This is a genomic window from Streptomyces sp. NPDC030143 (assembly GCF_055573695.1).
This window is the reverse complement of sequence record NZ_JBVIAY010000024.1, coordinates 40206-60851: the sequence shown is the minus strand read 5'-3', so window position 1 is coordinate 60851 and position 20646 is coordinate 40206. Positions and strand designations below refer to the sequence as shown.

14 protein-coding genes and 1 pseudogene are annotated in these 20646 nt (G+C 71.0%); 13 read left to right on the top strand and 2 right to left on the bottom strand.

What is annotated here, in order from left to right; genetic code table 11:
* Nucleotides 1-256 precede the first annotated feature (256 nt).
* Together ACZ4YY_RS31065 and ACZ4YY_RS31060 are read left to right on the top strand one after the other, a co-directional pair.
* Complete coding sequence (locus ACZ4YY_RS31065) at nucleotides 257-1309, top strand: lytic polysaccharide monooxygenase (protein WP_468297914.1); 1053 nt, start codon at nucleotides 257-259, stop codon at nucleotides 1307-1309.
* Between the two features lie 250 nt (nucleotides 1310-1559).
* On the top strand, nucleotides 1560-3230 hold the full coding sequence (locus ACZ4YY_RS31060) for a TlrC/CarA/OleB/SrmB family ABC-F type ribosomal protection protein (protein WP_468297911.1): 1671 nt from the start codon (nucleotides 1560-1562) through the stop codon (nucleotides 3228-3230).
* Between the two features lie 16 nt (nucleotides 3231-3246).
* On the opposite strand, the gene ACZ4YY_RS31055 is transcribed toward ACZ4YY_RS31060, so the two are convergent.
* Entirely contained in the window at nucleotides 3247-4302 is a 1056-nt protein-coding gene (locus tag ACZ4YY_RS31055) for an acetylxylan esterase (protein WP_468297908.1), read from the bottom strand.
* 226 nt (nucleotides 4303-4528) lie between these two features.
* Between ACZ4YY_RS31055 and ACZ4YY_RS31050 the strand changes: the two genes are divergently transcribed.
* The 6 genes and pseudogenes from ACZ4YY_RS31050 to ACZ4YY_RS31025 all read left to right on the top strand — a co-directional run.
* On the top strand, nucleotides 4529-5521 hold the full coding sequence (locus ACZ4YY_RS31050) for an ABC transporter permease (protein ID WP_468297905.1): 993 nt from the start codon (nucleotides 4529-4531) through the stop codon (nucleotides 5519-5521).
* Nucleotides 5518-6432 (top strand): carbohydrate ABC transporter permease, encoded by a 915-nt coding sequence (locus tag ACZ4YY_RS31045; protein ID WP_468297903.1) that lies wholly within the window; start codon nucleotides 5518-5520, stop codon nucleotides 6430-6432. The genes ACZ4YY_RS31050 and ACZ4YY_RS31045 overlap by 4 nt, the downstream gene beginning before the upstream one ends.
* 44 nt (nucleotides 6433-6476) lie before the next feature.
* Nucleotides 6477-8129: an ABC transporter substrate-binding protein gene (locus tag ACZ4YY_RS31040; protein WP_468297900.1), complete on the top strand. Its 1653-nt coding sequence runs from the start codon at nucleotides 6477-6479 to the stop codon at nucleotides 8127-8129.
* On the top strand, nucleotides 8126-9637 hold the full coding sequence (locus ACZ4YY_RS31035; protein ID WP_468297897.1) for a GH39 family glycosyl hydrolase: 1512 nt from the start codon (nucleotides 8126-8128) through the stop codon (nucleotides 9635-9637). Before ACZ4YY_RS31040 ends, ACZ4YY_RS31035 begins: the two co-directional genes overlap by 4 nt.
* A complete protein-coding gene (locus tag ACZ4YY_RS31030; protein WP_468297894.1) occupies nucleotides 9634-10317 on the top strand; it encodes a hypothetical protein in 684 nt (227 codons plus the stop codon). Before ACZ4YY_RS31035 ends, ACZ4YY_RS31030 begins: the two co-directional genes overlap by 4 nt.
* Nucleotides 10314-11510, top strand: a pseudogene (locus tag ACZ4YY_RS31025) (beta-galactosidase); the annotation flags it as partial. The gene ACZ4YY_RS31030 and the pseudogene ACZ4YY_RS31025, both read left to right, overlap by 4 nt.
* Nucleotides 11511-11644: 134 nt before the next feature.
* Here ACZ4YY_RS31025 and ACZ4YY_RS31020 read toward each other — a convergent pair.
* The gene (locus tag ACZ4YY_RS31020; RefSeq protein ID WP_468297891.1) at nucleotides 11645-13621 is read right to left on the bottom strand and encodes an alpha-glucuronidase; all 1977 of its coding nucleotides are present in this window, start codon (nucleotides 13619-13621) and stop codon (nucleotides 11645-11647) included.
* Nucleotides 13622-14456: 835 nt separating this feature from the next.
* On the opposite strand from ACZ4YY_RS31020, the gene ngcE reads away from it, so the two are divergent.
* The 5 genes from ngcE to ACZ4YY_RS30995 all read left to right on the top strand — a co-directional run bounded on the left by ngcE (nucleotide 14457) and on the right by ACZ4YY_RS30995 (nucleotide 20392).
* The gene (ngcE, locus tag ACZ4YY_RS31015; RefSeq protein ID WP_468297888.1) at nucleotides 14457-15908 is read left to right on the top strand and encodes an N-acetylglucosamine/diacetylchitobiose ABC transporter substrate-binding protein; all 1452 of its coding nucleotides are present in this window, start codon (nucleotides 14457-14459) and stop codon (nucleotides 15906-15908) included.
* A gap of 28 nt (nucleotides 15909-15936) precedes the next feature.
* Complete coding sequence (locus tag ACZ4YY_RS31010; RefSeq protein ID WP_468298004.1) at nucleotides 15937-16863, top strand: carbohydrate ABC transporter permease; 927 nt, start codon at nucleotides 15937-15939, stop codon at nucleotides 16861-16863.
* Nucleotide 16864: 1 nt separating this feature from the next.
* Nucleotides 16865-17794, top strand: a complete 930-nt coding sequence (locus tag ACZ4YY_RS31005) for a carbohydrate ABC transporter permease (protein WP_468297885.1) — start codon at nucleotides 16865-16867, stop codon at nucleotides 17792-17794.
* A gap of 183 nt (nucleotides 17795-17977) precedes the next feature.
* Complete coding sequence (locus ACZ4YY_RS31000) at nucleotides 17978-19177, top strand: ROK family transcriptional regulator (RefSeq protein WP_468297882.1); 1200 nt, start codon at nucleotides 17978-17980, stop codon at nucleotides 19175-19177.
* A 135-nt stretch (nucleotides 19178-19312) separates the two neighbouring features.
* Nucleotides 19313-20392, top strand: coding sequence for a sugar ABC transporter substrate-binding protein (locus ACZ4YY_RS30995; RefSeq protein ID WP_468297879.1), 1080 nt, complete (start codon nucleotides 19313-19315; stop codon nucleotides 20390-20392).
* Nucleotides 20393-20646: the final 254 nt, after the last annotated feature.

Here is a 20646-nt window from a genome sequence, read left to right as displayed (position 1 = left end):
CCGACCACTCCCGCGGTTCGCCGTATAAGCCCATATCCATACTTCGATCGTTTTACGCGCTCCGCCGGTGGCGAGAGGTCGTGCGGAAGGCGTTTACAAGTGCGCCGTCCGGCGCTACCTTCCGCCACAGGTGGGGTGGGAGCGCTCCCATCGGGTGGACCGGAACCTGCCCCGGGGGCGCTCCCGCCTCACGCCTCCACCCCCCTGTCCGCACGGTCCGTACGCGGAAGGACGGACTCCGCCCATGAAGCCTGTCATGATCATGACAAAGTTACGTACCAGGGCCCTCCTCCTGGTCCTCCTGGCCGTCGCGGCCACGATCCCGGCCCTCGGTCTGATCGTCACCGCCGGCGGCGAGGCCGAGGCCCACGGCACCCCCATGAAACCCGGCAGCCGCACCTTCCTGTGCTGGCAGGACGGGCTGACCGACACCGGTGAGATCAAACCCGTCAACCCGGCCTGCAAGAACGCCCAGCAGGTCAGCGGCACCACACCCTTCTACAACTGGTTCTCCGTGCTGCGCTCCGACGGCGCCGGCCGCACCCGCGGCTTCGTGCCCGACGGGCAGCTGTGCAGCGGCGGCAACACCAACTTCACCGGCTTCAACGCCCCGCGCAACGACTGGCCGCTCACCCACCTCACCGCGGGCGCGTCGGTCGACTTCTCCTACAACGCCTGGGCCGCGCACCCGGGTTGGTTCCACGTGTACATCACCAAGGACGGCTTCGACCCGACCAGGACCCTGACCTGGAACGACGTGGAGGACCAGCCCTTCCTCTCCGTCGACCACCCGCGGCTCAACGGCAGCCCGGGCACCGTCGAGGCCAACTACTCCTGGACCGGCAGGCTCCCGTCCGCCAAGTCGGGCCGCCACATCATCTACATGGTCTGGCAGCGCTCCGACAGCCAGGAGACCTTCTACTCGTGCTCCGACGTCGTCTTCGACGGCGGCAACGGCGAGGTGACCGGCATCCACGAGCCGGGCAACCCGGGCGAGCCCGTCCCCGGCACCTGCACGGCCACCCGCCGGACGACCGGCAACTGGAGCGGCGGCCACCAGTCCGAGGTGACCGTCACCAACACCGGCGACGTCCCGATGCTCGGCTGGATGGTCGACTGGACCCTGCCCGCCGGCCAGAAGGTCGACAGCCTGTGGAACGGCACCCCGACCTACAACGGCCAGGCGGTGATGGTCCACAACGCCGGCTGGAACGGCTCGCTGGCCCCGGGCCGCAGCACGACCTTCGGCTATGTCGTCACCGGATCGGGAGGTGACACGGCCACGAGCCTGCCCTGCCGCGTCGGGTGAGCGTTCCCCCGCCCCGTCCCGGCCCCGACCCGGCGGGCGGTGACGTTCCCCCGCCCGCCGGGTCCCGCACGCCCGTACGTGATCGGCCGGAAATCCGTTGCCCCGCGGCCGGCCGGTCACGTACGTTGGCCCGCATGGGAACTCTGTGACAGCCCCGCCCGCGACCGCGTAGAGCACCGCTCCGCCGTCGTGGCGCCGTTTCCTCGTCGCATCCGTTCCCATCGGCACCGCCGAGAACAGGGGCTTCCCCATGCGTGCTCCACACACCACGTCCTCCCCGCGTTCCACCCGTTCCTCCCAGCTCTCCCTGCACGGCGTCACCAAGCGCTACGACGACCGCACCGTGCTCGACCAGGTCTCCCTCAGCCTCGCGCCCGGCGAGAAGGCCGGCGTCGTCGGTGACAACGGCGCCGGCAAGTCCACCCTGCTGCGCCTGCTCGCCGGCCTGGAGAGGCCCGACGCGGGCGAGGTGGTCGTGGTCGCGCCCGGCGGCACCGGCCACCTCGCCCAGACCCTCGGCCTGCCCCCGTCGGCCACCGTCCAGGACGCCGTCGACCTGGCGCTGGCGGAGCTGCGGGCGCTGGAGGCGGAGCTGCGGCACACCGAGGCCGCGCTCGCCGACCGGCCCGAGGGCACCGAAGCGGACCAACTGCTGACCGCCTACGCGCGGCTGACCGAGCGGTACGAGGCCCGGGAGGGCTACGCCGCCGACATCCGCGTCGAGACCGCGCTGCACGGACTCGGGCTGCCCGGACTCGCCCGCGACCGCCGGCTCGGCACGCTCTCCGGCGGTGAGCGTGCACGGCTGGCGCTGGCCGCGACGCTCGCCTCCCGGCCGGAGCTGCTGCTGCTCGACGAACCGACCAACGACCTGGACGACCGGGCCGTCCACTGGCTGGAGGAACACCTGCGGGCCCACCGCGGCACGGTCGTCGCCGTCACCCACGACCGGGTCTTCCTGGAACGCCTCACCACCACGATCCTGGAGGTCGAGGCCGGCCGGGTCGCCCGCTACGGCAACGGCTACGCCGGCCACCTCGCCGCCAAGGCCGCCGAACGGCGTCGCCGGCAGCAGCAGTACGAGGAGTGGCGTGCCGAACTGGACCGAGGCCGCCGGCTGGCCGAGTCCAACGTGGTCCGTCTGGACGCCATCCCGCGCAAGATGACGAAGGCCTGTTTCGGCCACGGCGCCTTCCGGCTGCGGAGCCGGACGCACGGCGCGACGAGCCGCATCCGCAACGCCAAGGAGCGGGTGGAACGGCTCACCGCGCACCCGGTGGCCCCGCCGCCGGAGCGGCTGACGTTCACGGCCCGCCTCGCCACCGCCGGTGACCCGGGGGAGACGCCGGCGGCGACGCTGGACGGCGTGGAGGTGACCGGTCGGCTGCGGCTGCCGCGGCTGCGGATCGGCCCGGCCGAACGCCTGCTCGTCACCGGTCCCAACGGCGCGGGCAAGAGCACCCTGTTGGGCGTCCTGTCCGGCGAACTGCGCCCGGACGGCGGCGCGGTGAGCGTCCCGGGACGCGTCGGGCGCCTCCGGCAGCAGGAGACGCCCTGGCCACCGCACCTGTCGCTCCTGGCCGCCTACGCCCACGGCCGGCCCGGCGACCGGGACGAGCACGCCGACCGACTGCTGTCGTTCGGTCTGTTCACCCCCGCCGAACTGCGCCGCCGGGTGGGAGAGCTGTCGTACGGCCAGCGGCGTCGCATCGAACTGGCCCGGCTGGTGGACGAGCCGGCGGACCTGCTCCTGCTGGACGAGCCCACCAACCACCTCTCCCCGGCCCTGGTGGAGGACCTGGAGGCGGCCCTGGTGGAATACCCGGGCGCGGTGGTCCTGGTGACCCATGACCGGCGCATGCGGGAGCGGTTCACGGGGAGCCGGCTGGAGCTGTGCGCGGGGGACGTCGTGTACGGCTGACCCGGCCCGCCCGCGCTCAGGCCCCCAGGGTGCTCCGCAGCCAGTGGAGTTGACGTCGCACCTGCTCCGCCTCCCCGCCCTCGTGCCCGTTGTACGGGTAGGCGTGGATCTCCCTGGGCGGCGGGGCGGCACCGTGGGCCGACCCGTACAGGTTGTACGCGGCGTACGTGCCGCTGGGCGGGCAGACCGTGTCGCGCAGGCCGGTGCCGAAGTGGGCGGGGGCGTGGGCGCGGCGGGCGAAGGAGACGCCCTCCACGTAGGAGAGCGTGCGGTACGCCGACCGTTCGGCACCCCGGTGGACCGACAGGTAGGCGGCGATCTCGCCGTACGGGCCCGCGTCGGTGAGGTCCAGGGCGCGGCGGACGCCGCACAGCAGCGGGGCGGTGACCAGGGCCGCGGCCAGGTCGGGCACCAGACCCGCGACGGCCAGGGCGAGGCCGCCGCCCTGGCTGTTGCCGACGGCGGCGATCCGGCCGGCGTCGACGCCCGGCAGGGCGCGCACCGCCGTCACCGCGCGCACCGCGTCCGTGACGAGCCGCCGGTAGTGGTACTCGCGCGGGTCGAGCAGTCCGCGGACGGCCGGGCCGGGGCCGCCGGGCGCGGTGGCGTGCGGGTCGGGGGTGGCGCCGCCGTTGCCGTACTGGTCGCCCTGACCGCGGTTGTCCATCAGCAGATGCGCGTACCCGGCGTTCACCCAGGTCAGCCGCTCGTGGGGGAGACCCCGGCCGCGACCGTAGCCGGCGTACTCGACGACCGCGGGCAGGAGACTCTCCGGGCCGGGGTCGTGCGGGCCGGAGCCGTCCCCCGGGCCGGGAGCGTGGGGGCCGGAGCCGTCCGGGTCGGCCGGTCGGCTGAACCAGGCGCGCACCGGCTCGCCGCCGAAGCCGCGGAAGGTCACGTCCCAGGTCCGCGTCAGACGCAGACCGGTGTCCACGGGCTCCACGCGGACCAAGGGGTCGAACGCGTCGGCCTCCTCGAGCGTGTCGTGCCAGAACGCGTCGAAGTCGACGGGCTCGTCGAGCACCGGACGGTACTGCTCCAGTTCGGTGGGCGGCAGGTCGAACGCGGGCACGGCGGGCACCTCGCAGGAGTCGGGCGGAACATGGAAACTTGCGGGCGTGGCGGGTGCGGACTCCGAGGTTCTACCCCACTCGTCGCGTGTCCAACGCCGCACATGCGTCTCGGCCGTCTCCCGCGCACCCCATTGACAGCGCTTTCTGAGTGCCTCTAAGTTGCCGCGAAGTTACCGGTAAGAGCTCGAAAGTTTCGGTTCCGCGTCCCCTACGGGAGGCCCGAGCATGAGCACCTCCACACCACCGGCACCACCCCCCGGCACCCAGAACCCCCGGGCCGTGCGGCGGGCACCCCGCCCGGCGCGGCCCGCCGCACGGCCCGGCCGTCGGCGAGCGCTGCGCCGGGACTGGCAGTTGTACTCGCTGGCCGTCCTGCCCCTGCTGTTCTTCCTCGTCTTCCGCTACCTGCCGATGATCGGCAACGTGATCGCCTTCCGCCGCTTCGAGCCCGGTGGGTCGATCCTCGGCGAGCAGTGGGTGGGCCTGCGCTATGTGGAGATGTTCCTGTCGGACCCCACCTTCTGGCAGGTCTTCCGCAACACCCTGTGGCTCGGCGCGCTCACCCTGGTGTTCTGCTTCCCGATCCCGATCGTGCTGGCGCTGCTGCTCAACGAGGTGCGCCGCACGGCGCTCAAACGGTTCGTGCAGTCGGTGTCGTACCTGCCGCACTTCCTGTCGATCGTGATCGTCGCCGGCATCACCCTGCAGATGCTCGCCACCGACGGACCCGTCAACCACGCCCTGGGCTGGTTCGGCCACGAGCCGGTCCGGTTCATCCAGGAACCCGAGTGGTTCCGCACGGTCTACGTGGGCTCGGAGATCTGGCAGACCGCCGGCTGGGGCACGATCCTCTACCTCGCCGCGCTCACCACGATCGACGACGACCTCTACGAGGCCGCCCGCATCGACGGCGCCAACCGCTGGCAGCAGATCCTGCACGTCACCCTGCCCGGCATCCGCCCCACCATGATCACGCTGTTGATCCTCAACATCGGGACGTTCCTGGCGGTCGGCTTCGAGAAGATCCTGCTGCTGTACAACCCGCTGACGTATCCGACCGCCGACGTGGTCTCCACGTACCTGTACCGCACCGGCGTCGAGTCCAACAGCTTCAGCTACGCCGCCGCGATCGGACTGTTCGAGGCGGTCATCGGGCTGGTGCTGATCACCTCCGCGAACCTGCTCTCGCGCCGCACCGTGGGGACGAGCCTGTGGTGAACCTCCCGTCCTCCCGGGCCCGGCGCCCGCGGACGTCCGTCGACCAGCCGACGCGCGGCTACCGCGTCTTCCAGGGCGTCAACGGCGTCGTCCTGACCGGCGTGGTCGTCGTGACCCTCTACCCCTTCGTCAACATCATCGCCCGCTCCTTCAGCGGGGAACGGCAGATCCGCGCCGGTGAGGTGACGCTGTGGCCCAAGGGCTTCGACCTCACCACCTACCGGATCGTGTTCACGGACGACACGTTCTGGCGCGGCTACGGCAACACGGTCTTCTACACCGTCGTGTCGACCGCCGTCGCCATGGTCCTGACGACCTGTTACGCCTACGTCCTGTCCAAGAAGCACCTCAAGGGACGCGGCGCGCTCGTCGGCGTCGCCGTGTTCACCATGTTCTTCTCCGGCGGTCTCATCCCCCAGTACGTGCTGATCACCAGCCTCGGCCTGAAGAACTCGGTGTGGGCGATCGCCCTGCCCAACGCGATCAGCGTCTTCAACCTGCTGGTCATGAAGGCGTTCTTCGAGAGCCTGCCCACCGAACTGGAGGAGGCCGCCGAGATCGACGGGCTGAGCACCTACGGCATCCTGGTGCGGATCGTGCTGCCGCTGTCCAAGGCGGTCATCGCCACGATGGTCCTCTTCTACTCGGTGTCCTTCTGGAACTCCTGGTTCCAGGCCTTCCTCTACATGGACCGGGCCGATCTGATGCCGGTCACCGTCTACCTGCGCAATCTCATCGCGGGCGCCACCGGCGCCACCAACGCCGGCGCCACCACCGAACAGGGCAGCCAGGTCGCGGCGAACATCCAGGCGGTCACGATCGTGCTGACCTCGCTGCCGATCCTGTGCGTGTACCCGTTCGTCCAGCGCTACTTCGTCTCGGGCGTGATGCTCGGCGCGGTCAAGGGCTGAGCGCCACCGAAGGCTCCAACGGCTTACGGAACAAAGGAGTGTCCGTGAAGAACCAAGGAAACCTGTCGCGGCGTCAGATTCTGGCCGCCGCCGGCTCCCTCGGCCTCGTCACCCTCACCGGCTGCGGCAGCGGCGACGACGGCGGGGACACCAAGGACCTGTCGAAGAAACAGAACGGCGCGATGAAGGAGTACCGCGTCGGACAGCAGTTCACGGCGAGCAAGGCGCTGAGCTTCTCCCTCCTGCACAACAACATGCCCAACTACCCGCTCGAGCGCGGCTGGCTGTTCTGGAAGGAGCTCACCCGGCGCACCGGCATCACCCTCGACCCCACCACCGTCCCCTCCAGCGACTACGACAAGAAGCGCAGCCTGCTCATCGGCGCCGGTGACGCCCCGCTGCTGATCCCCAAGACCTACCCCGGCCAGGAGACCCCGTTCGTCTCCTCCGGGTCGGTCCTCGCGGTCAGCGACTACGTGCACCTCATGCCGAACTTCCAGGACAAGGTCAGGAAGTGGGGCCTCCAGCCCGAGATCGACTCGCTGCGCCAGTCGGACGGCAAGTACTACCTGCTGCCCGGCCTGCACGAGAAGGTCAGGTCCGCCTACTCGCTGGCGCTGCGCACCGACGTCCTCGACCGCCTCGGCCTGAGACCGCCGAACACCTGGGACGAGGTCCACGACGTCCTCAGGGCGCTCAAGGCCGAGTACCCCGACCGCTACCCGTTCTCCGACCGCTGGAGCAACCCGCCCAACTCCGCCGGCGCCCTGCTCGGCTACCTCGGCCAGGCGTACGGCGTGCGGGCCGGCTGGTCGTACCTCAACACCACCTGGGACCAGCGCAAGGGCGCGTACGTCTTCACCGGTGCCACCGACGCCTACCGCCAGGTCCTGGAGTTCCTGCACGGACTCGTCTCCGAGAAGCTGCTGGACCCCGAGAGCTTCACCCAGACCGACGACGACGCGGTGAAGAAGCTGCTCGCGCAGAAGTCCTTCGTGATCAGCGCCAACCCCCAGGAGCTGGTGCAGAACTACCGCTACAACCTCCAGCGCCAGGTGCGGGGGGCCGCGATCGACATGGTGCCGGTCCCGCTCGGACCGGCCGGGCCGGTGGTGCTGGGCGGAGCCCGCCTGGAGAACGGCCTGATGATCTCCAGCAAGGCCCTCGAGAGCGACAGCTTCGTCGCCCTGATGCAGTTCGTGGACTGGCTGTGGTACTCCGACGAGGGTCAGCGGTTCTCCAAGTGGGGTGTGCGGGACGTCACCTACACCGACTCCGGCGGCCAGTACCGGGTCAAGGACGGCATCACTCTCATGGGCTCCGACCCGGACGCCCCCAAGGACCTCCAGAAGGACTACGGCTTCTCCAACGGCGTCTTCGCCTACGGGGGCAGCTGGGCCCTGGTCTCCTCCTCCTTCGGCCCCGACGAGAAGAGGTTCCAGGACGCGATGACCCGGCGCGGGCAGCTCCCCGTCGACCCCGCCCACCCCCTGCAGTCGGTGGAGCAGGAGCAGGCCACCCTGTGGGAGACCCCGCTGCGCGACCACGTCTTCCAGAACACCCTCCGGTTCGCCCTCGGCAAGCGCCCGCTGAGCGAATGGGACGACTACGTCGCCGAGCTGCGGGCGAAGAACATGGACCGGTTCATCGACCTGCACAACAAGGCGTACGAACGGTTCAAGAAGGAGCACGGGTGATCCGCGTCCCCGCGGAGCCGGCCGGCCGACTCTCCGACGCCTGGCGGACCTGCGTCGGCACCGGCCGGACCGAACTCGCCCTGCGCCGCGATTACCAGGACTCCCTCGCCCTCCTCCAGCGCGACATCGGCTTCCGCCACATCCGCGGCCACGGCCTGTTCAGCGACGGCATGGGCGTGTACCGCCCGTACGACCACGAGGGCACCCGTCGAATCCACCACTGCTTCACCTACGTCGACCAGGTCGTCGACGCCTACCTCGCGCACGGCATCCGCCCGTTCCTCGAACTCGGGTTCATGCCCGCCGAGCTGGCCTCGGGCGGGCAGACGGTCTTCTGGTGGCGCGGCAACGTCACCCCGCCCCGCTCGCACCGGGAGTGGGCCGACCTGGTCCGCGCCACCCTCACCCACCTCGTCGACCGCCACGGCCTCGACGAGGTGCGTACCTGGCCGATCGAGGTGTGGAACGAACCCAACCTGCCCGACTTCTGGCAGGGCGCCGACGAGAAGGCCTACCACCGGCTCTACGAGGTGACCGCGCACGCCGTGAAGGAGGTGGACGCCTCCCTCCAGGTCGGCGGCCCCGCGATCTCCCCGGGCGCCGACGACTGGCTCACCCGGTTCGTGGAGTTCACCGACCGCCACGACGTACCCGTCGACTTCGTCTCCCGGCACGCCTACACCTCCGGGCCCGCCCAGCACGTCCCCTTCGGCGTCCACCAGACCCTCGCCCCCGCCGACCGCCTCCTCGAGCAGTTCGCCACCCCGGGGCGCCGGCTGCGCGACACCCGCTACGCCGGACTCCCCGTACACATCACGGAGTTCAACTCCTCGTACCGGCCCGACAACCCCGTCCACGACACGGCCTTCCACGCCGCCTACCTGGCCCCGGTGGTCGTCGCGGGCGGCGACCACGCCGACTCCTTCTCCTACTGGACGTTCAGCGACATGTTCGAGGAGGCCGGCGTCCCCACCGCCCTCTTCCACGGCGGCTTCGGCCTGCTCACCCACCGGCAGGTGCGCAAACCCACCTACCACCTGTACGCGTTCATGGCGCGGATGGGCCCGCTGCTGCTGGCGCGCGGCGACGACCACCTCGTCACCCGCCACACCGACGGCCGGGTCACCGTCCTGGCCTGGGCGCCCGTCGACCCCACCGGCATCACACCCGGCCCCGACCGGCACGTACTGCGCCTGTCCGTCCCCGTCGCCGACCGCGGCGAGGCCTTCGTCCGCCGCTCCACCGTGGACGAGGAGCACGGCAACGCCCACACCGCCTGGCGGCGCATGGGCAGCCCGCGCTCACCGGGGCGCGGACAGCTCGACGTCCTGCACGACGCCGCCGAGCCCGCCCGCAGCCACACCCGGCTGCCGCTGACCGAGGGCCGCGCCGACCTGCGCCTGACCCTGACCCGCCACGAGGTGACCCTCGTCGAACTGACCCCGCTCACCGACGAGACCCCGCCCTGGTGGGACGAGCGGCGCCTGCTCGGCCGGGAGGCGGCATGAGCACCGCACGCACCGCCGACTTCGGCACCGGCGTCCTCTCCCGCGCCGCCGCCCTCCTGCACACCCTGCTCACCGTCGAGGCCCTGCTGCTCGCCACCGCCTCACCCGGCCTCGCCGGGCTGCTGCTCCTCGGCCCCGACCCCGCCAACCTGCCCCTCGCCGCCGTCTGCCTGCTGCCGCTCGGCCCGGCCGCCTCCGCCGCCGTCCACGCCCTGCACCACCGCAGCCGCGACCTGACCGACCTGCACCCGGCCCGCGCGTACCTGCGCGGCCTGCGCCTCAACACCCGGCCCGCGCTGACGCTTTGGGCACCGCTGCTGGCCTGGCTGACCGTGATCGCGTTCACCCTCACCCACTTCTCCGTCACCGGCCTGCCCGGCTGGTGGGCCGCCCTGCTCGGCGTGATCGCGGTGACCTGCCTCCTGTGGGCCGCGCACGCCCTCGTCCTCACCTCGCTCTTCGAATTCCGCGCCCGCGACACCGCCCGTCTCGCCGCCTACTTCCTGGTCCGGCACGCCCGCGCCACCCTCGCCGCCGCCTCCCTGCTGGTGCTGACCGCGGCGTCGACGGCCCTGCTGACCGAGGCGCTGCCCGCCCTGCTCGCCGCCCCGCTGCTGCTCTCCCTGCTGCACGCCGCCCGCCCGGTGATCGCCGAGACCGAGGAGGACTTCACCGTATGAGCCACCACATCCCCTGCGGTGGCGACCACAACCCCGAGCAGTGGCCGGAGGAGGACCGGGACGACGACCACCGCCTGTTCACCCGGGCCGGCATCGACACCCTCACCGTCGGGGTCTTCTCCCGGCCCCTCACTTAACCCGCCGAGGAGAGCCACGACTTCACCGTCCTGGACCGCGTCGTCGACCGCACCGCCGCCGAGGGGCGCCGGGTCTGCCTGGCCACCGGCACGGCAGCCCTGCCGCCCTGGCCGGCCCGGAAGTACCCCGAGGTCAACCGCACCGACTTCGAGGGCCGCCGGCACCGCTACGGCCGGCGCCACAACTTCTGCCCCAGCTCCCCGGTCTGCCGCCGCCTCGCCACCGCGCTGGCCGGCCGGCTCGCCGAACGGTACGCCGGACACCCGGCGCTGCTCGCCTGACACGTCAACAGCGAGTACGGCGGCGCCTGCCACTGCGCGCTGTGCGCCGAGGCCTTCCGGGGCCGGCTGCGCGAGCGGCACGGCACCCTCGAGGCCCTGACGACGCCTGGTGGACCACCTTCCGGTCGCACCGCTGCACCGACTGGGCGCAGATCGAGCCGCCGAGCGCCCTCACCAAGCACTGGCGCGGCCCCGACCACACGGCCTTCCAGGGCCTCACCCGCGACTACCAGCGGTTCATGACCGACGCGCCGCTCGGCTGCTTCACCGCCGAGAAGGAGGCCGTCCGCGCCCACGACCCCGACACCCCGGTCACCACCAACCTCATGGGCCTGTACCGCCCGCTCGACCACCACCGCCGGGCGCCCCACCTCGACTTCGCCTCCTGGGACAGCTACCCGCCCCTCGACGCCCGTGGCCGACCCGCGCCGCGCTCGGCCACGAGCTGATGCGCGGGCTGAAGGACAGGACGGAGCCCCGTTCTGACTGATGGAGCAGACCCCGTCCACCACCGCCTGCCGCGACGTCAACCCGCTGCGCCGCCCCGGCGAACTGCGGCTCTCCACCTGGCAGGCGATCGCCCACGGCGCCGACGCCGCCCTCTGCTTCCAGACGCGCGCCTCACGCGGCGCCTGCGAGAAGTACCACGGCGCCGCCATCGGCCACGCCGGCCGCGACGACACCCGCGTCTTCCGGGAGGCCGCCGCCGTCGGCGCCGAACCGGCCGACGTCGGGGCCGTCTCCCTCGGCGCCCGCACCCCCGCGCGCACCGCCCCCTCTTCGACACGCCGCCGAACCGGTGCGTCCGACCCCCCCCACGCCACGGCCACCGACCTCCTCACCGGCAAGCGCGTCGACCGGGGCGAGCCCTTCACCCTCGACCCGCTGGGCGTGGCCGTCCCGCGCCTTCAGTAGACGGTCCGCCCGTGCGCGTCGGGCACCCCCGACTTGCGCAGGAAGTAGCTGTTGACCTGGTCGCGCCACTCCCGCGCCCCCCGGAGCTGCTCCTCGTAACGCTCCGCGACCCGAGCGTGGCGCGCCGGGTCGACGACGTCCACGAGCGAGGCCCACACCTCCCGTGCCTCCTCCACCTCCGCCGCACCCTCGAAGTGCGTGTCGTAGATGTGCTGGATCACGGTCTTCCCGCTGTGCAGGACGTGCCCGTACGGCACGTGGTGGAAGAACAGCAGCAGCTCGTCGGGGCAGGTCCGCGGCGACTCGTAGACCTGCGCCCACGGTTCGGCGTACTGCCCCGCGTAGCCCGTTCCGCTCGCCACGCTCCGGTCCACGCCGATCCCGTCCCGGTCGGCGAAGTGGTACGTCCCCCACGGGCTGTACTCGTAGCCGTCCACGCTCGGCCCGTAGTGGTGTCCCGGCTGCACCATGAAGCCCACCCCCAGCGGCGCCGTGTACTTCTCGTACGTACGCCAGGAGCCGTGCAGCAGCGAACGCACCCCGGTGACCAGCCGCCGTGGCGCGGAGGGGAAGGTGAGGGCGATCCACTCGTCGAGAACCCGGTGCGGGTCGTCGTCCGGCCGCCAGGCGAGCCGCCCGAAGGTGTACAGGTTCGCCTGGGCCAGCGGGTGGCCCGTCCAGAACGGGTCGTCGCCCACGTTGGACACCGCCACCAGCCCGCCCCGCGCCACCTCTCCCACCGACGGGCCCGCTGCGCCCCGGGGCCGGAACCGCAGCACCTCGCTCCACATCGGCCCCAGCCAGCACACGTGCCGCTGCTGACCGGTGTACTCCTGCGTCGCCTGCACCTCCACCGCCAGCCGGGTGCGGGGCATCGCCCCGAGCACCGGCGAGACCGGCTCGCGCACCTGGAAGTCCATCGGCCCGTGCTTGACCTGGAGCACCGCGTTGTCGGCGAACTCCCCGTCCAGCGGGGCGAAGTGGTCGTGGGCGGCCCTGGCCCGGTCGGTCGAGCGGTCCCGCCAGTCCTGCCGGTGGTCGTAGACGAACGCCCGCCAGTGGACCGTGCCGCCGTGCGGGGCGAGCGCCGCGGCGAGCGTGTTCGCCCCCTCCGCGTGCGAGCGGCCGTAGGCGAACGGCCCGGGCCGGCCCTCCGAGTCCGCCTTCACCACGAACCCGCCGAAGTCCGGTATCACCGCGTACACCCGGTCCGCCGCCTCCGCCCACCACCTGCGCACGCCCTCGTCCAGGGGGTCCGCCGTGGTCAGCCCGCCGAGGACGACCGGCGCGGCGAACGTGACGGACAGGTGCGTGCGGACGCCGTAGGGCCGCAACGCGTCGGCGACGGCGGCGACCTCGCCGATCCGGTCGGTCAGCAGCCGCGCCTCCGTCTCGTGCACGTTGACGTTGTTGACGGCCACGGCGTTGATCCCGCACGCCGCGAGCAGCCGTCCGTAGGCCCGCACGCGCTCCATCTCGCCGCGGGCCCGCCCCTCGCGCCAGAACAGCGACCCGCCGGCGTAACCGCGCTCCACCTGCCCCATGACCGGGTGCACGTCCACGTTGTCCCAGTGGTCGAGCATCCGCAGCGCCACCGCCGGCCGGTGCACCTCGCGCCGCCGCTCGCCGTGGAAGGCGTCCTCGCCGAGTCGCACGACGTGGAAGAGGCCGTGCAGCAGCCCGTGCGGGTTTGCCGCGCCGACGGTCGTCGTCCCGTCGCGGCGCGCGAGGACGAACCCCTCGTCGCCGAGGTCCTCCTCCCGCGTCACCTCCAGCACGAGGTCGGCCGCCTCCCGCACCACCGCCCCGCCGAACCGTCCGCAGGCCTCGGTCACCTCCGCGCGCACCGTCTCCACCAGCGGGCCCGCCCCGCGGACCGCCACCCGCCGGCTGCCGAGCGGACGGAAGGCGGCGGCCGGCAGCCAGGCGGGATCGACACCCTCGGGCAGGACGGGCACGGGCAGCGTCACGGAGTCTCCCGGGTGAGCAACTCGACTTCGACGGACGGCACTCGGTCGTGGACCAGCAGGCGGTTCCTGGCGAACGTACCCGGTGATCCCACGGTGAACGCCCGGGTCCGCCGCTCACCGGGGGAAGGCTTCCCCCGCGCGCCGGTCCCCGATCCTCCGGCCGGCGCCGTCGGAAGACCCCGGGGAGCCCCGGCCGGTCGGTGCGCGGCCGCGGGCGGCGGGGCTCGGCGGGGGCGGGACGCCCCGCACGGGCCCGGAGCACGGGCAGCTCGGCCTCGAAGGCCGCGGCGTCCGTCGCGCACGTGTCGTCGAACGGCGGCCCCCGGTGTTCGGCCGCAGGGCGACGACGGCCGGCCGTGACGCCGCCCCCGGTGTTCGGCCGCAGGGCGACGACGGCCGGCCGTGACGCCTTGCCCCCGGTGTTCCGGCCGCAGGCCGAAAGACGGTCGCCGTGACGACCGCCCGAACCCGCCGGACCGTTGCCCGCGTGCGCACCCTGACCGCGCCGGACAACGCCTCCCCGCCGCCGCGCGGCAATCGGCGGGCGGCCGGGGGACGGGGAGCGTCAAGGGCGGTGAATTGCGCCGAGCGAGGCCCATGTGACGCGTTTTCACGCCGGAAGTCCGCGGGGAACTCGCGGTGATCTCGTATTCTCGCCAGGTCTCGACTCGGACAATCCCGTGGCGAACCCTGTATTCGACCTTGCCCCCTTGTCGAGAAGTGGACTATACCTGTCGGCGATTCACGCGACCCGTACGACCCTGCTTGACCTGACCGTGGTGCCGGGGAGGATTCCGGAGCACCGCCCAGTCCTGGAGAAGGCGAGTACCTGAGCATGGGATCCACCTCCGACAACAACGGCTCCGCGGGTGTCGGCCGCCGCGATCTGATCAAACGCTCCGCAGCACTCGGCCTGACCGCGCTCCCCGCGGCGGGATTTCTGTCCGCCTGCGCCAGCAGCGGAGGCGGAGACGGCCAGGACAAGGCCGAGAGCGGTGAGAAAACCGCGAAGAACCCGCTCGGCGTCAACGACTCCGTCCCGATGGAATTCGTCCTGTTCGACGGCGGATTCGGCAAGGAGTACGCCGAGGACGCGGTGAAGGTCTACGAGAGGAACTTCCCCGAGGCCACGGTGGAGTTCTCGGCCACCCAGAAGATCCAATCGACGCTCCAGCCCCGATTCAACCAGGGCACCCCGCCCGACCTCATCGACAACTCCGGCGCCGAACAGATGGACATGGGCGTCCTCGTCGGCAAGGACCAGCTCGCCGACCTCACCCCGCTGCTGGACGCCCCCTCCTACGACGACCCGGCCAGGAAGGTCCGCGACACCCTGCGCCCCGGCATCGTCGAGATGGGCCAGTTCGACGGCGACCCGGTCTGGGTCCTGTACTACGCCTACACCGTCTACGGCGTCTGGTACTCCCGCAAGGCCCTGGACTCGCTCGACGCCGCGTATCCCGAGACCTGGGACGAGATGCTCGCCGTCTGCGAGAAGGCCAGGAAGAAGGGCATCGCGGGCTGGACGTACGCGGGCAAGTACCCGTACTACCTCCCCTTCTCCCTCTACCCCATGATCGGCAAGGTCGGCGGGCGCGAAGTCCTCGACGCCATCGACAACCTGGAGCCGAACGCCTGGAAACACCCGGCGGTGAAGACGTGTTTCGAGGCCTACTACGAGCTCTACAAGAAGGGCTACGTCCTGCGGGGCACCCCGGGCCTGGACCACATCCAGTCACAGACCGCGTGGGCCCGGGGCAAGGCCCTGTTCCTCCCCAACGGCAGCTGGGTGGAGAACGAGTCGGCGAACGTCATCCCGGAGGACTTCGGCCTCGCCGTCTCGGCGCCCACCGGCATCGACGCCTCCGACAAGCTGCCGTTCGGCACCCTCTGGGCCAGCGGCGGCGAGCCGTTCGTCGTGCCGGCCAAGGCGAAGAACGCCGCCGGGGGCATGGAGCAGCTGCGCATCATGCTCGGCGAGGCGTCCTCGAGGAACTTCACCGCCAAGGTGAAGTCGCTGACCGCGTACGACGGCGCCACCGACGGCATCACCCTGACCCCCGGCCTCGAGTCGGGTGTCGCCGCGCTGGAGAAGGCCGGCGAGAACGTGCTGAACCCCCGGCTCCAGGACTGGTACGTGCAGTTGCAGAAGGAGAAGATCGGCGTGTCCGGGCTCGGCGAGATGATGGCCGGACGCCTCACCCCGGCAGAAGCCGTCAAGAAGATCCAGGGATTCGCCGACGAGGCCGCCAAGGACACGTCGATCAAACACTACAAGCACCAGTGACCGGCGTTCCCACGGCACCGGAGTGACGATGCAGCACGGCAAGTACCGGTTCATCGCGGGGTTCCTGGCACCGCCCCTCGGACTCTACGTCCTCTTCGTGGTCTGGCCGTTCGTCCAGTCCGTCTACTACTCGTTCACCGACTGGACCGGCCTGAGTCCCGAATTCGAGATGGTCGGCCTCGACAATTACCGCAGGATGCTGGACGACGAGATCTTCTGGAAGTCCTTGCAGCACAGTCTTGCATTCGCGGTCCTGCTGCCCGTGGTGACGATCGGGCTGGCGTTGTTCCTCGCCTTCATGATCAATGCCGGTGGGCGCGGACGGAAGGGCGGACCGGTGGTTTCCGGCGTCCGGGGCTCCTCCTTCTACAAGATCGTGTATTTCTTCCCGCAGGTGTTGTCCGTCGCGATCGTCGCGTTGTTGTTCGCCTTCGCCTTCAACCCCGACAGCGGCGCCGTCAACTCCCTGCTGCGCGGCATCGGTGCGGACGGCGTCCAGCCGTTGTGGCTCGGCGATCCGGACCTCGCGCTGTGGTGCGTGATGGCGGTGCTCGTGTGGTCCACGGTCGGCTTCTTCGTGGTGCTGTTCTCCGCCGGGATGGCCACCGTCCCGGTGGACCTCTACGAGGCCGCGCTGCTCGACGGCGCGGGCCGGGCCACCACGTTCTTCCGCGTCACCCTGCCGCTGCTGTGGGACACCGTGCAGTCCGGCTGGGTCTATCTCGGCATCCTCGCGCTCGGCGCCGAGTCGTTCGCGGTCGTCCAGATCATGACGACCGGCCCCGGCGGTCCCGACTACTCGACCACCGTCATGGTCCTGTACGTCTACCAGAAGGCGTTCCGTGACGGTCAGGCCGCCTACGCCACCACCATCGGCGTCGCCCTGCTCGTCGTGACGCTGGCCTTCGCCGCGGTCGTCATGCGACTCGGGCGGCGCGAGCGGCTGGAGTACTGACATGACGACGACCCAGGACCCCGCGCTCCCGCCGGCCGAGCCCGGCGCGCCCGTCACGAAGACCGCGGCACCGCCCGCGGGCGGGCAGCAGTCGTCGAGGAGAACCGAGGGAGGCGTCCTGAACGCCTTCTCGCACGGCATCCTCGTCCTCTGGGCGGTGATGGTGGTGCTGCCGCTGGTGTGGGCGGTGATGACCTCCTTCAAGGACGACCGCTCCATCTTCGGCTCGCCCTGGTCGCTGCCGGAGCGGCTGCGCTTCGACAACTGGGCCCGGGCCTGGACCGAGGCCGAGATGGGCGACTACTTCCTGAACATCGTGCTGGTGGTGGGCGGTTCGCTCGTCGGCACGCTCGTCCTCGGGTCGATGGCGGCCTACGTCCTCGCCCGCTTCGACTTCCCGGGCAACCGCTTCGTCTACTACCTGTTCGTCGGCGGCATGAGCTTCCCGATCATGCTCGCGCTGGTCCCGCTGTTCTACGTCGTGAACACCATGGGGCTGCTGAACACGATCCACGGCCTGATCCTCGTCTACATCGCGTACTCGCTGCCGTTCACCGTGTTCTTCCTGACGGCGTTCTTCCGCACGCTGCCCACCTCGGTCGCCGAGGCGGCGTTCGTCGACGGGGCCTCGCACAGCCGGACGTTCTTCCAGATCATGCTGCCCATGGCCAGGCCCGGCCTGATCAGCGTGGGCATCTTCAACTTCCTCGGCCAGTGGAACCAGTACATGCTGCCCACGGTCCTCAACACCGACCCCGACCAGCGGGTCCTCACCCAGGGGCTCGTCCAGCTCGCCGTCAGCCAGGGGTACAGGGGAGACTGGTCGGGTCTGTTCGCGGGCCTGGTCATGGCCATGCTGCCGGTTCTGGCGGCGTACATCGTCTTCCAGCGGCAGGTGGTGCAGGGCCTGACCGCCGGGGCGCTGAAGTAGCGCTGCGCAGCCGTCCGACCGCGCGCCGTTCCCGCCTGCGGGAGCGGCGCGCGGTGCTGTGTGCAACCCCGTGGAAACTGTTCAACCTCTTGACGGGAGGCAACCCGAACAGCTCAGCTTAGAGTTCACTAGTTGGACATAGACGGGGCCTCATCGCAGCGGTCCCGCGCGCAGGAGGTCGTCGTGGAGACTCCGGGGTCGCAGTCGTCACTGCACCGAGCCAACCTCGAACGGGTCGTACGGGCCGTACGCCTGGCCGGGTCCCTCACGCAGGCGGAGATCGCCCGGACGACCGGTCTGTCGGCGGCGACCGTCTCCAATATCGTTCGCGAGCTGAAGGATGGCGGGACCGTCGAGGTCACCCCCACCTCGGCCGGCGGACGCAGGGCCCGCAGCGTCTCGCTGAGCGGGGACGCGGGCATCGTCATCGGGGTCGACTTCGGCCACACCCACCTCCGGGTGGCCATCGGCAACCTCGCCCACCAGGTGCTGGCGGAGGAGTCCGAGCCACTGGACGTGGACGCCTCCTCGACCCAGGGCTTCGACCGGGCCGAACACCTGGTCAGCCGTCTGATCGAGGCCACCGGTGTGGACCGTTCGAAGATCGCCGGAGTGGGTCTGGGCGTCCCCGGCCCGATCGACGTCGAGTCCGGCACGCTCGGCTCGTCGGCCATCCTGCCCGGCTGGATCGGGACCAGGCCCGCCGAGGAGCTGCGCGGGCGGCTCGGCGTGCCCGTCCACGTGGACAACGACGCCAACCTCGGCGCCCTCGGCGAGATGGTCTGGGGCAGTGGCAGGGGCGTACGTGATCTTGCTTACATCAAGGTCGCGAGCGGTGTCGGCGCCGGTCTGGTGATCGAGGGGAAAATCTACCGAGGCCCCGGCGGGACGGCAGGAGAAATCGGACATATTACACTTGATGAATCCGGCCCCGTCTGCCGCTGCGGAAACCGGGGCTGCCTGGAGACCTTCGCGGCCGCGCGCTACGTGCTGCCGCTCCTCCAGTCCAGCCACGGCACGGACCTGACGATGGAAGGCGTCGTGCGGCTGGCGCGGGACGGAGACCCGGGCTGTCGTCGGGTGATCGCCGACGTCGGCCGCCACATCGGCAGTGGAGTCGCCAATCTCTGCAACCTGCTGAACCCGAGCCGGGTGGTCCTCGGCGGTGATCTCGCCGAGGCCGGTGAGCTGGTGCTCGGGCCGATCAGAGAGTCCGTCGGCCGCTATGCGATCCCGAGTGCGGCTCGGCAGTTGTCCGTTCTCCCCGGGGCGCTCGGAGGTCGTGCGGAGGTGCTCGGAGCACTCGCTCTCGCACTCAGCGAGATGGGTGATTCGACACTTTTGGACGGCACCCTGGCGACCATGGCGCCCGCCTTCACTTAGAGAACGAATGACGCCGTTGCCATCTCGTTAAGTATTTACTTCTTGACGTCGCACGTGTGGCCGAGTTGACTTCCAGCCACCTCGGCCGCAGCGTTGCGGCCCTGTCAGGGAGGCACACCCCAAATGAACGCAACGATGCGTAGAGTCGTGATCGGCGCCACCGCCGTCTCCATGGCGCTGTCGATTGCCGCGTGCGGCAAGGCGGGCGACGACGACTCCGGCAGCAGCGGCTCCGACGACAAGTCGATCGGCCTGCTGCTCCCCGACAGCGTCACGGCGCGCTACGAGAAGTTCGACAAGCCGCTGTTCGAGGCCAAGGTCAAGGAGCTCTGCTCCGACTGCGACGTCCAGTACGCGAACGCCGCCGCCGATCCGGCCAAGCAGGCCCAGCAGGTCAGCAGCATGGTCACCAAGGGCGTCAAGGTCATCGTGATCTCCGCCCAGGACTCCGCCGCGATCAAGTCCTCCATCCAGTCCGCGGTGAACAAGGGCGTCAAGGTCGTCGCGTACGACCGCCTCGCGCAGGGCCCGGTCAGCGCCTACGTCTCCTTCGACAACGTCAAGGTCGGCGAGCTCCAGGGCCAGGCCCTGATCGACGCCCTCGGCGCCAAGGCGACCCCCGCGTCGAAGGTCGTCATGATCAACGGTGACGACGCCGACCCGAACGCCGCGCAGTTCAAGGAAGGTGCCCACAAGGCCCTCGACGGCAAGGTGACCATCGCCTACGAGCAGTCCGGCCTGTGGAAGGACACCGTCGCCGCGCAGAAGATGTCCGCCGCGATCACCCAGCTGGGCGCGAAGAACATCGCGGGCGTCTACGCCGCCAACGACGGCATGGCCGGTGGCATCGCCAACACCCTCAAGGGCGCCAAGATCAGCGGCATCCCGCTGACCGGGCAGGACGCCGAGCTCGCGGCCATCCAGCGCATCGTCGCCGGCACCCAGTCCGCCACCGTCTACAAGGCGTTCAAGCCGGAGGCCGACGCCGCCGCCCAGCTCGCGGTCAACCTGCTGGAGGGCAAGGACATCAAGTCCCTCGCCACCCAGACCCTGACCAGCGGCTCCGGCGACAAGGTGCCCTCCCAGCTGCTGACCCCGGTGTCGGTCACCAAGGCCAACATCAAGGACACGGTCCTCAAGGACAAGGTGTACACGGTCCAGGAGATCTGCACCCCCGAGTACGCCGCCGCCTGCAAGGCCGCCGGCCTGCAGTAGTCGCGCGCACACCGTGCACCCGGCTCGAGTCCCGCCACGGGACTCGGGCCCCTGACCGCGAAGCGGTCCCGCGAGACCCCGCCGACGCCTGCCCCACCTTCACACCCCGCTGCCGGGGCGGGCGTCGGACGGAGCCGTCGCCCACCGCGACGGACTCGCCCGTGTTCACCTTGTAAACCCCGTGCGCACCGCCGCCGTCCGGCCGCGTTCGCGCACACCCTTCCGCGCCTGTCCCACAGCGCGGCATCCCCGCC